Consider the following 13,834-nt stretch of genomic DNA (forward strand, 5'->3'; position numbering starts at 1 on the left):
TCGGGACGAATCGGTAGGATCGGGACTCGCGCGCCCGCGTGACGACGCGAACGCGACAGCGACGAAAGGACAGCTCTGATGAGCACCGAAGAGGCGAGCACCGGCTCGGGCGCAGAGCCCGAACGGGACGTCATCGGCTTCGTGCCTGCGCTGGGAGGCGCGGGCGACGAGGCCGCCGACGGGGCAGCGGGGGGCGAGAACCCCACCGATGCGCCGCAGGTCGACCACGTGCCCGACGCGACTGACCACGTTGCCCACCCGACCGATGACGACGCGAGTATCGACAGTCCTGAGGCCGGCGGCGACGACGCGCGTGTCGACGAGGAAGCGATCGACGACGACGCCGTCTTCTACGAGGACCAGGTGGAGCCGGAGTACGGCATCCTCGGCTTCACTCTTCGCGAGCTCGTGATCGTCGGCGCGTGGGCACTGGCGTTCCTCGTCTCCTTCTTCCCCGTGCTGCATGGCGGAGCATCCGTGTGGACCAGCGGCATCGACTGGATCCTGACGATCGGCGTCCCGACGGCCGCCGTCTTCCTCGTCGTGCTCCGCAGGTTCTCGCCCGAGGGCATCCGACGCGTCGGCTCCCTGGGCATCGACCAGTTCGCCTCGGTCGCCGCCGCGGTGGCGGCAGTGACCTGGACGCAGGTGGTGTGGCACCAGGTCACGGCGAGCATCCAGAGCGGAGCGCTCCTCCTCGGATGGGTGCCGGTCGTCGCGCTGGTCGCGACTCTCGCGCTGGTCGCGGCCACCGTGGTCGCCCCTCTCATCCCCGGGCTGCGGGAGGACTTCGAAGGGCGCATGGAGACGCTGGCGCACCGCAACGCCGATCCCGTGCGGCCCGTGATCCGCCGCCCCCGGCCGGTTCCCGCCCCGCCCGTCGTCGATGCGGAGGCCGACGACGAGTCCCAGATGGTCGCCGCGACGGCGGAGACCGCCGTCGACCCGGAGCCGGGAAACACCCCGATCGCCGGCGCCGACGCGACGGAAGAGGCGGAGGGGGAGGCGGATGCCGATGCCACGCGCGTGATCGAGGTGGTTCCGGACGTCGAGGCTCCGCAGCCGCAGGCCGCCTCGGTCGCCGGACTCCCCGCTGATCCGGGACCGCGCCAGGAGGGGACCGCCTACACCGACCCGATCGGCGCGCTCCACGAGATCTTCGAATCCCGGGGCACGCCCGTGCCGGGCGACGCCGAGCATCCCCCCGGGGGCCAGGACCCTGCCGGGCGTGACGGGTCCGAGCAGAACCGGGCGGGGGGAGAGGCCGAGGCGCTGCTCCGGCGCAACCGCAGCGAGTACGTCCGGGACGTGCAGACCGAGGCGCAGCCGTTCTGGATCCTCGCAGCCACGGAGCGCGACGTGCTCGACGAGCGGGGACAACCGCTGTACCGCATCGGACCGAACGCATGGACGCTCGTCATCGAGGACCGCGACGGCGCCTACGTCGTGCGGCACGACGACGGCCGCATCGGCTACCTCCACGACCTCTCCGACATCACGAAGGGCTGACCACGTGCGCACCATCGATCTCCGGGGCCGCCGTCTCTCCGCCGCCGACATGCTCGCCGCCGTACCCCGGGCGACCTCGGCGCGTGCCGAGGCCCTCGCCGCGGCCGCGCAGATCGTCGACGACGTCCGCACGGACGGCGTGGCCGCCCTGCGCGAACAGGCCGAGCGCTTCGACCGCGTGACCGGTCATGCGATCCGAGTTCCCGCCGAGCACCTCGCGGATGCCGCGGCATCCGTCGACCCCGAGGTCCGCGCAGCGCTCGAGACCGCGATCGACCGCGTGCGCCGCGGATCCGCCGCACAGGTGCCCGCCCCGCGCATCACCGAGATCGAGCCGGGTGCCCGCATCACCCAGCGCTGGCAGCCGGTGACCCGCGCCGGTGTCTACATTCCGGGCGGCAAGGCTCCGCTCGCCTCCAGCGTCGTGATGAACGTCGTTCCGGCGCAGGTCGCCGGCGTCACCAGCATCGCGCTGGCTTCCCCGCCGCAGGCGGGCCACGGGGGGCGGGTGCATCCCACGATCCTCGCGGCGGCGGCACTGCTCGGCGTCGACGAGGTGTATGCGATCGGGGGCGCGGGCGCCATCGGAGCGCTCGCCTACGGCGTGGCGGAACTCGGCCTGGATCCGGTCGACGTCGTGTCCGGTCCCGGCAACAACTATGTCGCCTCGGCCAAGCGCGCGGTCGCCGGCGTCGTGGGCACTGATTCGGAGGCGGGCGCGACCGAGATCCTCGTCGTGGCCGATGCCCGGGCCGATGCCGAGCTCATCGCCGCCGACCTCATCAGCCAGGCGGAGCACGACGAGCAGGCGTCGGTCGTGCTCGTGACCGACGCCGCCGACCTCGCCGAGCGCGTCGCCGCGGAGGTGGCACGCCGGGCCGCCGCGGCCGTCCACGCCGATCGCGTCCGCGCGGCCCTGGCGGGGCCGCAGTCCGCGATCGTCCTCGTCGACGACCGCGCGATGGCCGAGGCGTTCAGCAACGCCTACGCGCCCGAGCACCTGGAACTGCACCTCGCGGACGCCGCCGAAGCGGCCGAGCGCTTCACCAGCGCCGGTGCGGTCTTCGTGGGCGATCAGACCCCGGTGAGCCTCGGCGACTACATGGCGGGCAGCAACCACGTGCTGCCCACCGGGGGACAGGCCCGCTATGCGGCCGGACTCGGTGCCTACACGTTCCTGCGTCCGCAGCAGGTGATCGAGTACGACCACGCGGCTCTCGCGCGTGCGCGTGCGGGTGTCGTCGCGCTCGCGAACGCCGAGATCCTGCCCGCCCACGGCGATGCCGTGCAGGCGCGCTTCGTCGCCGCGGACGACGGACGTTCAGATGACGTGGAGGGCGCCGAGTAGGCTGGGCCATCATGCACTGCCCCTTCTGCCGGCACCCGGACTCCCGCGTCATCGATTCCCGCACCAGCGACGACGGTCTCTCCATCCGTCGGCGACGGCAGTGCCCGGAGTGCGGCGGGCGCTTCTCGACGACCGAGACCGCGAGTCTGATGGTCATCAAGCGCTCGGGAGTGCTGGAGTCCTTCAGCCGCGACAAGGTGATCGCGGGGGTGCGCAAGGCCTGCCAGGGGCGTCCCGTCACGGATGCCGACCTGGCGGTGCTCGCCCAGAAGGTCGAGGAAGCGGTGCGGCAGACCGGCGTGTCGCAGCTGGACACCAATGAGATCGGGCTAGCCATCCTCGGTCCGCTCCGCGAGCTGGACGAGGTCGCGTACCTCCGCTTCGCGAGCGTGTATCAGGAGTTCGACTCACTGGACGACTTCGAGCGCTCCATCAGCGAGCTGCGCGCCGACCACGCGAAGACGGGATCGGATTCCCCCGACCGCTAATCTGGTCAGTGATGTATCCCCTGCTCTTTCGTCTCGTCCTCTCGCGCCTGGACCCCGAGTTCGCTCATCACGCCGCGATGGCGGTGATCCGCGCACTCGGCGTGCCGCCGTTCTCCTGGGCGGCTCGGGCGCTCACCGCACCGGCGCCGGAGCTGAAGGTGCAGGCGCTCGGGCTGACCTTCCCGTCGCCCTTCGGCGTCGCAGCCGGATTCGACAAGAACGCCGTGGGGGTGCGAGGACTCGACGCGCTCGGATTCGGGCACGTGGAGGTCGGAACGGTCACGGCGATCCCGCAGGACGGGAACCCGAAGCCGCGACTGTTCCGGCTGGTCGCCGATCGCGCCGTGATCAACCGGATGGGATTCAACAACGAGGGTGCCGAGGCCGCCGCCCGTCGTGTGGCGGCGCTGCGCCGGCGGGCTCCGAAGGCGGTGATCGGCGTGAACATCGGCAAGAGCCGTGTCGTCGCCGTGGACGACGCGGTCGGAGACTACGTGGCATCCGCCGCCCTGCTCGCGCCGCTGGCGGACTATCTGGCCGTGAACGTGTCCTCGCCCAACACGCCCGGTCTGCGGGGACTGCAGGCGATCGAGACGCTCGCCCCGCTGCTGCGCGCCGTGAAGCAGGCGGCGGGCTCGACGCCGCTGCTGGTGAAGATCGCGCCCGACCTCCCCGATGACGAGATCGCGGGCATCGCCCGCCTCGCCGTCGACGAGGGACTCGCCGGCATCATCTCCCACAACACCACGATCGCCCGCGAGGGTCTTCTCACCGATGTCGCGGTCGTCGAGGCGGCCGGCGCCGGTGGCCTCTCCGGCGCGCCCCTCAAGGAGCGGGCACGCGAGGTGCTCGCGCTGGTGAGATCCGCGGTTCCCGCCGACTTCTGCGTGATCGCCGTGGGCGGCGTCGAGACGGCGGAGGATGTGCAGCGTCTTCTGGATGCCGGTGCGACTCTCGTGCAGGGCTATACGGCGTTCCTGTACCGCGGCCCGTTCTGGGCACGACAGATCAACCGGGGCCTGAGGCGGCGCTGAGCCACCGCAGGTCGTCCCGGTCGCTGAGCCTGCGCTCGGTCCCTGAGCCCGTCGGTCACCGGTCCCTGAGCCTGTCGAACGGTCAGGCCGGGTACTGCCCGCGCTTGACCTGCGGCTTCGGCAGGCGCATGAACCGCATCTGCAGCGCGCGCATCGCGGCGTACCAGCCGAGCCCGCGCTCGCGCCGCTCGGCGCCGAACTTCGCGGCGGCCTTGCGCTTGACACGGGCGCTGAGCAGCACCATGTCGAGGATCGCGATGAGGAGGTACCCCCACAGCGCGGCCATCGCCCAGAGCTGGATGTTCGGAACCGGGACGAGGTTGAGGAGGATGACCAGGAGCATGGCGGCCATCAACCACTCCGAGATGTGCCAGCCGGCGTCGACGTACTCGCGCACCCAGCGGCGCTGGGGTCCCTTGTCCCGCGCCGGCAGGTACTTGTCCTCGCCCATCTCCATGCCGATGCGGGCACGCTGACGGCGCTCCTGCAGGTCCGCCTTGGCGGCCGCGCGCGCCTCCTTGGTGTTGGCGACGAGCGGACGACGGTTGGCGGCCTCGCGCTCGGCACGCGTCGGCGTGGGGCGTCCCTTGCCCGCGGCGGGCGTCTCGGGGGCGTCGTCGTTGGCTGCAGGAGTGGGCTTGGGCACGTTCGACCTCAGTTCGGAATCGGGTTCGCCTTAAGATTACTCGCATGACCTCGACTTCACCGTCGGCACAGCCGGCATCCGAGACCGCCGTCCTCGAAGCAGTCGCACTCGGCATTCCCGCCGCGCTCTCCGATCTCGGCGGTCTCGTGCGCATCCCCGGCATCGCCTGGCCCGCATTCGACCAGAGCCAGCTGGAGCGCAGCGCCGAGGCGATCGCCGGACTCGCTCGCGACACGGGCGTCTTCGACGAGGTGCGAGTGCTGCGCGCCCACGTGGACGACACCGAGGAACTCGGTCAGCCCGCCGTCCTCGCCACCCGCGCCGCGCGCAACGGCCGGCCCACGATCCTGCTCTACGCGCACCACGACGTGCAGCCGCCCGGAGACGACGAGCTGTGGGAGACGCCGCCGTTCGAGCCCACGGTCCGCGACGGCCGCCTGTACGGACGCGGAGCCGCGGACGACAAGGCGGGCATCATGGCCCACATCGCGTCTCTGCGCGCCGTCAGCGACGTGCTCGGCGAGGACTTCGACCTCGGCGTCGCGCTGTTCATCGAGGGGGAGGAGGAGTACGGTTCCCGATCCTTCGCCCGCTTCCTGCGCGACAACGCCGAGGCGCTGCGCGCCGACGCGATCGTCGTCGCCGACTCGGGAAACCTCGATTCCGAGACCCCTGGTCTGACCGTCTCCCTGCGCGGGAACGCGCGATTCACGCTGCGCGTGCGAACGCTCGAGCACGCGTCGCACTCGGGGATGTTCGGCGGCGCCGTACCCGACGCCATGATGGCAGCGGTCACGCTGCTCGCCACGCTCTGGGACTCCGACGGCGGCGTCGCCGTGACGGGCATGACGCACCGCGAAGGACAGACCCCCGAGTACACGGAGACGACCCTGCGCGACGAGGCGGGTCTGCTGCCCGAGACGACCCCGATCGGCCGGGACGACATCCTCGGCCGCATCTGGAACAAGCCGTCCATCACGATCACCGGCATCGACGCCACGAGCGTCGCGCAGGCGTCCAACACACTGCTGCCCGAAGTCAGCGTCGTCATCAGCGCCCGCGTGGCCCCGGGGCAGTCGGCGAAGGAAGCCTACGCGGCGCTCGAATCGCACCTGCGCGCGCACGCCCCGTTCGGCGCCGAACTCGACTTCAGCGACGTCGACCTGGGCGACGGCTTCCTCGTCGACACGGGTGGTTGGGCGGTCGACCTGACGCGCGGCGCCATGTCCGACGGCTACGGCCGGGAGCCCGTCGATCTCGGCGTGGGCGGCTCCATCCCCTTCATCGCCGATCTGGTGCGCGAGTTCCCTGAGGCGCAGATCCTGGTCACCGGCGTGGAGGATCCGCATTCGCGAGCGCACAGCCCGAACGAGTCCCTCCACCTGGAGACGTTCCGCAACGCGGTCCGCACGGAGGCGCTCCTGCTCGCGCGGATGAACGCCAGGCACGCCGGATCGTGACGACACGGCCGTGCGGGCGGGGGACCGCCCCCGGCCGCACGGGCGGCGGTAGAATCGGCCGTGAGCAGCAGGCCCTGCTGCCGTTCTGCAAGGAGTGACATGAGCGACACCACACTGACCGAAGCGGCCACCGGCGCGCACAACGTCTCGCTGACGGATGCCGCAGCGCAGAAGGTCAAGAGCCTTCTCGAGCAGGAGGGCCGCGACGACCTGCGTCTTCGCGTGGCCGTCCAGCCGGGCGGATGCTCCGGCCTGATCTACCAGCTCTACTTCGACGAGCGCTACCTCGAGGGCGACGAGACCGTCGACTTCGACGGCGTCGAGGTCATCGTCGACAACATGAGCGTCCCCTACCTGGACGGAGCCTCGATCGATTTCAAGGACACCATCTCGGAGCAGGGGTTCACCATCGACAACCCCAATGCAGGCGGCAGCTGCGCATGCGGGGACAGCTTCCACTGAGTCCGTCCAGCCTGCGTGGTTGGCATGAATCAGGTGTGAGGTTGCCCTAGACTGAGGTTGCTCCTGTCCGAGATCTGAAAGGTGCATCGTGCCCTCGAAACGCCGCCTTCGTTGGGCCGCACTCCCTCTGGGAGTCGCGGCAGCCGTGGCATTGGCAGGATGTTCTGCCAATGAACTCCATGGCTTCCTCCCCGGCTTCGTGGAGGGCGCCCCTGCGGCGACGAACCAGACCGAGACCGTCGCCGGCCTGTGGGTCACCTCCTGGGTGATCCTGCTGATCGTCGGCGTCGTCACCTGGGGTCTGATGGCCTGGGCCCTGGTCATGTACCGCCGTCGCGCGGGACAGACCGGCCTTCCGGTCCAGCTTCGGTACAACATGCCGATCGAGATCCTCTACACCGTCATCCCGCTGATGCTGGTGCTGGGCATGTTCTTCTTCACCGCGCGTGACCAGGCCGACATCGAGACGCAGTGGGACAATCCCGACGTCAGCGTCACGGCGATCGCCAAGCAGTGGGCGTGGGACTTCCAGTACAACGGTGAGGAGGAGGACAACTCCGATGCCGTCTGGACCATGGGCGTCCAGGCCGACGCCGACGAGAACGGCGACATCGATCGCGCGAAGCTCCCCACGCTGGTGCTCCCCGTGGGCCAGCAGGTCACGATTCACCTGCAGTCCCGCGATGTGGTCCACTCCTTCTGGATCATCGACTTCCTCTACAAGAAGGACATGTACATCGGCAGGGACAACACGTGGTCGTTCATCCCGACCCGTGTCGGCGAGTACGACGGCAAGTGCGCCGAGCTCTGCGGTGAGTATCACTCGATGATGCTCTTCAACGTGAAGGTGGTCTCGCAGGACGACTACGACGCCTACCTCCAGTCCCTCGAGAACCAGGGCAACACGGGCGACATCAACGACGCCTACGATCGACTCAGCAATCTCCCGGGCACCGGCGCCAGCACCGATGCCGGGGAAGGGGAATAAGCCATGACGACCACAGCAGAACCCACAACGACGCAGGGCGCTCGTCCGACGACGATCCCGCCGCGTCAGGCCGCACTTCTCACCTCCACGCGCGTGGAGCAGAAGGGCAACATCGTCGTCAAGTGGATCACCTCGACGGACCACAAGACCATCGGGTACATGTACCTGATCACCTCGGTGCTGTTCTTCCTGCTGGGCGGCGTGATGGCCCTGGTCATCCGCGCGGAGCTCTTCGCGCCCGGCATGCAGATCGTGCCCACCAAGGAGCAGTACAACCAGCTCTTCACGATGCACGGCACGATCATGCTGCTGATGTTCGCGACCCCGCTGTTCGCCGGCTTCGCCAACGCGATCCTGCCGCTGCAGCTCGGTGCACCCGACGTGGCGTTCCCGCGGCTGAACGCGTTCGCCTTCTGGCTCTTCAGCTTCGGCTCCATCATGGCGGTGGCCGGCTTCCTCACCCCGCAGGGTGCGGCCTCGTTCGGATGGTTCGCCTATCAGCCGCTCGCCAACGCCACCTTCTCCCCGGGGGCAGGTGGAAACCTGTGGATGCTGGGACTGGGCATGTCCGGTTTCGGAACGATCCTGGGTGCGGTGAACTTCATCACCACGGTCATCACGATGCGCGCGCCCGGCATGACCATGTGGCGCATGCCGATCTTCTCGTGGAACACGCTGATCACCAGCCTTCTCATCCTCATGGCGTTCCCCGTCCTGGCCGCGGCCATCCTGGCCGCAGCCGCAGACCGCATCCTCGGGGCCCACGTCTACGACGTGGCCAACGGCGGCGTGCTGCTGTGGCAGCACCTGTTCTGGTTCTTCGGACACCCTGAGGTCTACATCATCGCGTTGCCGTTCTTCGGAATCGTCTCGGAGATCTTCCCGGTGTTCAGCCGCAAGCCGATCTTCGGGTACAAGACCCTCGTGTACGCGACCATCTCCATCGCCGCGCTGTCGGTGTCGGTGTGGGCCCACCACATGTACGTCACCGGGGGAGTGCTGCTGCCCTTCTTCGCGCTGATGACGATGCTCATCGCGGTGCCGACGGGTGTGAAGATCTTCAACTGGATCGGCACGATGTGGCGAGGGTCGATCACATTCGAGACGCCGATGGTGTTCTCGCTCGGCTTCCTCGTCTCGTTCGTGTTCGGTGGTCTCACCGGCGTGATCCTGGCATCGCCGCCTCTGGACTTCCACATCAGTGACACCTACTTCGTCGTGGCGCACTTCCACTACGTCGTCTTCGGCACCGTGGTGTTCGCGATGTTCGCCGGCTTCTATTTCTGGTGGCCGAAGTGGACCGGCCGGATGCTCAACGAGCGGCTCGGGTACATCCACTTCTGGATGCTGTTCATCGGCTTCCACATGACCTTCCTCGTCCAGCACTGGCTGGGTGTCGACGGCATGCCGCGCCGTTACGCCGACTACTCGACCTACGACAACTGGGAGTGGGGCAACCAGGTCTCCACGATCGGTGCCGTCATCCTGGGCGCCTCCATGCTGCCGTTCTTCCTGAACGTGTGGATCACCGCCCGCCGGGCGCCGAAGGTCATGGTCGACGACCCGTGGGGCTACGGGGCATCGCTCGAGTGGGCGACCTCCTGCCCTCCGCCGCGCCACAACTTCACGTCGATCCCGCGCATCCGCAGCGAGCGCCCTGCCTTCGACCTGAACCACCCCGAGGCCGCCGAGCACCCGGTCGCCGCACCGGCCGGCGCCGCAGCTGGAGAGGCCAAGTAACCCATGCGCAGCAACATCGTCGTCTGGTGGATCATCACCGGATTCTTCCTGGTCACCTCGGCGCTCTACACGGCCTGGAGCATCCTCGACACCAACCACGGCTACGTGGAGTGGGTCGGCACCATCGCCCTGCTCTTCGTCGCGTTCATGGGCGCCATGATTGCGGTCTACCTTCGCAAGACCTACCGGGCGCAGGGCGGCGAGCTGCCCGAGGACGTCCTCACGGCGGACATCGACGACGGAGACCCCGAGCTCGGGGAGTTCAGCCCCTGGTCCTGGTGGCCGATGGTCCTCGCCGGGTCTGCCATGGTGTTCCTGCTCGGACTCGCCGTCGGACACTTCCTGCTGCCGATCGGCGTGGCGTTCTTCATCGTCGCCATCGTGGGCTGGGTGTACGAGTACTACCGCGGTCACTTCGCCCGCTGAGTTCCAGAATCGCGGAAGGCCCCGGAGCGTCAGCTCCGGGGCCTTCCGCTGTCGTCCTGCTCGTCTTCGCAGGATATCGTTCGGGTCAGGCGCGGGTCCGCACACGCGGGACGCCCGTGAGCGGGTCGATCGGGCGGCGATGCACCCCGTCGTGGTCTTCGACGGGGTAGCCCTCGCGCACCCAGTACTCGAAGCCGCCGATGAGCTCACGCACGGCGTACCCGAGCTTCGCGAACTCGAGCGCGCCCTTGGCGCCGGCATTGCATCCCGGACTCCAGCAGTACACGACGACTGCAGTGCCCTCGGGGATCTCCTGAGGCGCCCGCGCGGCGATCTCCCGGTAGTGCATGTGCACGGATCCGGGAACGCGGCCCTGGGCCCATGCCTCGTCCGATCGCACATCGACCACCGTGATCTGCTCTCCGGCTTTGCGGGCGGCGTGCAGATCGCTGGCGTCCGTCTCGTACTGGAGTTTGGCGGCGAAGAAGTCCTGGCGATCGATCATGGCCTCAGGCTACTCCGGAGGGGCGGCCGGCCGCGGCCGGGGGACGCGACGTTACGACCTCGCCCCCGCACTGCGACATGACGCGAGCCAGGACATCGTGGGCGACAGCACGGATCAGCCGTCGGCCACAGGGTGAACACACGCTGCCCCGACTGCACTGAGCGACTGCACTGAGGTCACCGGAGATGCGCTGAGCCCACCGGAGATGCGCTGAGCCACCGGAGATGCGCTGAGCCACCGGAGATGCGCCGAGGGCCCCGTCTGCATCAGACGGGGCCCTCGAGGCGGGGGAGTGCGTGCTACTCGCCGTCCTCCGACTTCTTCTTCGAGCGCTTCTTGTCTGCCGGCTCCTGCGCGATCACGGAACTCGGCGTGTTCGGCGTCTCGCCGACCCTGGCGTCGACCGGGGCCAGCTGGTCCTCCGAGGTCACACCGGCACGAGCGTGCGCACCGAGGATCTCCTCGGTCTCGATCTCCGCGTCGTGCGCCAGGGTGTGCTGCTGGTGCGCATCGGCTTCCTCGATCTGCGTCTGCGTGAGCGGCTGCAGGCGGTCCTCGAAGAACCAGCGCGAGACGGACGAGCGCAGGTTCTCGTGCCACGGGATGCGTCCCTTGGCGTTGGGTCGCACGACCAGAGGCTCATAGGTCTCGTAGTCGATGAGCTTCCAGCGGTCGTACACGTCGACCGGCTGGTGGACCTCGATGTACTCCCCACCCGGGAGGCGCACGATGCGGCCGGACTCGTAGCCGTGCAGGACGATCTCGCGGTCCTTCTTCTGCAGCGCGATGCAGATGCGCTTGGTGATGAAGTATCCGAGCACCGGTCCGATGAACAGCAGCGCCTGGAGGGTGTGGATCACGCCCTCCATCGTCAGCATGAAGTGCGTGGCCATCAGGTCCGACGAGGCGGCCGCCCACATGACGGCGTAGAAGATCACGCCGGCGGCGCCGATGGCGGTGCGCGTGGCGGCGTTGCGCGGGCGGTCGGCGATGTGGTGCTCGCGCTTGTCGCCGGTGACCCACGCCTCGATGAAGGGGTACAGCGCGACGACGACGATGAACAGTCCGAGGACCGCGACGGGGATCAGGATGCCCAGCGACAGCGTGAACTGGCCCAGCTGCACATCCAGGTGCGGCGGCGCCAGACGCAGGGCGCCGTCGGCGAAGCCGATGTACCAGTCCGGCTGGGTTCCCGCCGAGACGGGGGACGGGTCGTAGGGCCCGTAGTTCCACACCGGGTTGATCTGGAAGAACGTCGCGATCAGGACGATCGTGCCGAACACGATGAACAGGAAGCCGCCCATCTTCGACATGTAGACCGGCATCATCGGGTAGCCCACGACGTTGCTGTTCGTGCGGCCGGGACCGGCGAACTGCGTGTGCTTGTTGATGACCATCAGCATCAGGTGCAGCACGATGAACGCGATCACCAGCAGCGGCAGCAGCAGGATGTGCAGGGTGTACAGACGACCGACGATGTCGCTGCCGGGGAACTCGCCGCCGAACAGCAGGAAGGACGTCCAGGTGCCGATCAGCGGGAGTCCCTTGACCATCCCGTCGATGATGCGCAGTCCGTTGCCGGAGAGCAGGTCATCGGGAAGCGAGTAGCCGGTGAAGCCCTCCGCCATGGCCAGGATGAACAGCACGAAGCCGATCACCCAGTTCAGCTCGCGCGGCTTGCGGAACGCTCCCGTGAAGAACACGCGCAGCATGTGGATTCCGATGCCGGCCACGAACACCAGAGCGGCCCAGTGATGGATCTGGCGCACCAGGAGACCACCGCGCAGGTCGAAGGAGATGCGCAGGGTCGACTCGAGTGCCGCCGACATCTCGATGCCCCGCATCGGCTCGTAGGCACCGGTGTAGTGGGTCGGGACCATCGACGCGTCGAAGAAGAACGTCAGGAACGTTCCGGACAGGAAGACGACGACGAAGCTCCACAGCGCGATCTCGCCGAGCATGAACGACCAGTGATCGGGGAAGATCTTCCGCCCGAGCTCCTTGACGAAGCCGGAGAGGCTGGTGCGCTCGTCGAGATAGTTCGCCGTCGCGCCGAGGAAGCGACCGCCGAGCGGCTTCTCCCTCGCCTCTGCGGGCTTGGTGTCCTCATGAAGAGTTGCGGTGCTCAATGACGCTCCCAGAAGCTCGGGCCGACGGGTTCGGTGAAGTCGCTCGTCGCGATGAGGTAGCCCTCGTCGTCGACGGCGATCGGCAGCTGCGGCAGCGGACGGGCGGCCGGGCCGAAGATGACCTTGGCGTGGTCGGTGACGTCGAACTGCGACTGGTGGCAGGGGCAGAGCAGGTGATGCGTCTGCTGCTCGTAGAGGGCGACGGGGCAGCCCACGTGGGTGCAGACCTTGGAGTACGCGACGATGCCGTTGTACGACCAGCTCTTGCGTTCCTCGGACTCGATCAGCTGCTCCGGACGCAGACGCATCAGCAGAACGATCGCCTTCGCCTTCTCCTCGAGCAGTCCGCCCGCGTGACCGAGCTCCTTCAGGCCCTCGGGGATGACGTGCACGGCCGAGCCGAGGGTGACATCCGCGGCGCGGATGGGAGTGCCCTCGGGATCGTGCACCAGGCGGGTGCCCGCCTCCCACATGGTGTGCTTGAGGAGCGCGACCGGGTCGCCGGCCTGGGGGTCCTCGGGCGTTGCGAACGGAGCGAGCCCACGGAACAGCGTGATGCCGGGGACGATCGATGCCACGACGGCCGCGATCAGCGAATTGCGGATCATGGCGCGCCGGCCGAAGCCGGACTCCTCGTTGGCCTCCGCGAAGGCCTGGACGGCTGCCTCGCGGGTCGCGTCCTTCCCGCGGGTGGGGTGGCGGTACTCGACGAACTCATGGTCGTTCATCAGCGCCTTCGACCAGTGGATGGCGCCGAGGCCGATGCTCAGCAGCGCGAGTCCGATGCCCAGACCGATGAACAGGTTGTTGTAACGGACATCGATGAGCGAACCCGACTCGATGGGGAACAGCATGTACGCCGCGACCGCCCAGATGCTGCCTGCCAGCGACAGGTAGAAGAGCGTGTAGACGGTGCGCGCCGCCGCCTTCTCGGACTTGGGGTCCTTGTCCGTCATCCGCTCGCGGTGTGGGGGCAGTCCCGGATCCTGTGCGGGATCGCTGACTGCGACGCCCAGCCCCGGCGAGGGCTGGTAGGCCCTCTCGAGAGCCTGCGTGTCGTCGTCGTGTGCCATGGTGCTCCTCGTGCCTAAATCTTCGA

General features: G+C 68.5%; 13 protein-coding genes. 9 read left to right on the top strand and 4 right to left on the bottom strand.

Annotated elements, in window-relative coordinates; translation table 11 throughout:
* The first annotated feature begins 78 nt into the window (after positions 1-78).
* From ACFQY2_RS10900 to ACFQY2_RS10915, 4 genes are read left to right on the top strand one after another with little or no spacing between them, the layout of a single operon-like run.
* Positions 79-1,509 (top strand): hypothetical protein, encoded by a 1,431-nt coding sequence (locus ACFQY2_RS10900; protein WP_378745818.1) that lies wholly within the window; start codon positions 79-81, stop codon positions 1,507-1,509.
* 4 nt (positions 1,510-1,513) lie between these two features.
* Positions 1,514-2,857 (top strand): histidinol dehydrogenase, encoded by a 1,344-nt coding sequence (gene hisD / locus ACFQY2_RS10905; RefSeq protein WP_378745819.1) that lies wholly within the window; start codon positions 1,514-1,516, stop codon positions 2,855-2,857.
* A gap of 11 nt (positions 2,858-2,868) precedes the next feature.
* Complete coding sequence (nrdR, locus tag ACFQY2_RS10910) at positions 2,869-3,345, top strand: transcriptional regulator NrdR (RefSeq protein WP_378745821.1); 477 nt, start codon at positions 2,869-2,871, stop codon at positions 3,343-3,345.
* 11 nt (positions 3,346-3,356) lie between these two features.
* Complete coding sequence (locus ACFQY2_RS10915) at positions 3,357-4,379, top strand: quinone-dependent dihydroorotate dehydrogenase (RefSeq protein ID WP_378745822.1); 1,023 nt, start codon at positions 3,357-3,359, stop codon at positions 4,377-4,379.
* An 82-nt stretch (positions 4,380-4,461) separates the two neighbouring features.
* Here ACFQY2_RS10915 and ACFQY2_RS10920 read toward each other — a convergent pair whose 3' ends face one another.
* Positions 4,462-5,025: a DUF3043 domain-containing protein gene (locus tag ACFQY2_RS10920; protein ID WP_378745823.1), complete on the bottom strand. Its 564-nt coding sequence runs from the start codon at positions 5,023-5,025 to the stop codon at positions 4,462-4,464.
* A 44-nt stretch (positions 5,026-5,069) separates the two neighbouring features.
* Between ACFQY2_RS10920 and ACFQY2_RS10925 the strand changes: the two genes are divergently transcribed.
* The 5 genes from ACFQY2_RS10925 (at position 5,070) to ACFQY2_RS10945 (ending at position 10,101) form a co-directional block, all read left to right on the top strand.
* The gene (locus ACFQY2_RS10925; RefSeq protein ID WP_378745824.1) at positions 5,070-6,485 is read left to right on the top strand and encodes a dipeptidase; all 1,416 of its coding nucleotides are present in this window, start codon (positions 5,070-5,072) and stop codon (positions 6,483-6,485) included.
* 99 nt (positions 6,486-6,584) lie between these two features.
* A complete protein-coding gene (gene erpA, locus ACFQY2_RS10930; RefSeq protein ID WP_378745826.1) occupies positions 6,585-6,947 on the top strand; it encodes an iron-sulfur cluster insertion protein ErpA in 363 nt (120 codons plus the stop codon).
* An 88-nt stretch (positions 6,948-7,035) separates the two neighbouring features.
* The gene (coxB, locus tag ACFQY2_RS10935; RefSeq protein ID WP_378745827.1) at positions 7,036-7,935 is read left to right on the top strand and encodes a cytochrome c oxidase subunit II; all 900 of its coding nucleotides are present in this window, start codon (positions 7,036-7,038) and stop codon (positions 7,933-7,935) included.
* Between the two features lie 3 nt (positions 7,936-7,938).
* Entirely contained in the window at positions 7,939-9,675 is a 1,737-nt protein-coding gene (gene ctaD, locus ACFQY2_RS10940) for a cytochrome c oxidase subunit I (RefSeq protein ID WP_378745828.1), read from the top strand.
* 3 nt (positions 9,676-9,678) lie between these two features.
* Positions 9,679-10,101, top strand: coding sequence for a cytochrome c oxidase subunit 4 (locus ACFQY2_RS10945; RefSeq protein ID WP_378745829.1), 423 nt, complete (start codon positions 9,679-9,681; stop codon positions 10,099-10,101).
* An 85-nt stretch (positions 10,102-10,186) separates the two neighbouring features.
* Here the strand turns inward: ACFQY2_RS10945 and ACFQY2_RS10950 are convergent, their stop codons facing one another.
* From ACFQY2_RS10950 to ACFQY2_RS10960, 3 genes are all read right to left on the bottom strand, one after another.
* Complete coding sequence (locus tag ACFQY2_RS10950) at positions 10,187-10,606, bottom strand: rhodanese-like domain-containing protein (protein WP_378745830.1); 420 nt, start codon at positions 10,604-10,606, stop codon at positions 10,187-10,189.
* Between the two features lie 299 nt (positions 10,607-10,905).
* A complete protein-coding gene (locus ACFQY2_RS10955; protein ID WP_378745832.1) occupies positions 10,906-12,735 on the bottom strand; it encodes a cytochrome bc complex cytochrome b subunit in 1,830 nt (609 codons plus the stop codon).
* Positions 12,732-13,808, bottom strand: coding sequence for a Rieske 2Fe-2S domain-containing protein (locus tag ACFQY2_RS10960; RefSeq protein WP_378745833.1), 1,077 nt, complete (start codon positions 13,806-13,808; stop codon positions 12,732-12,734). Before ACFQY2_RS10960 ends, ACFQY2_RS10955 begins: the two co-directional genes overlap by 4 nt.
* Positions 13,809-13,834 lie beyond the last annotated feature (26 nt).

This window comes from Microbacterium sp. GCM10027623, from assembly GCF_042666935.1.
Taxonomy (GTDB): domain Bacteria; phylum Actinomycetota; class Actinomycetes; order Actinomycetales; family Microbacteriaceae; genus Microbacterium.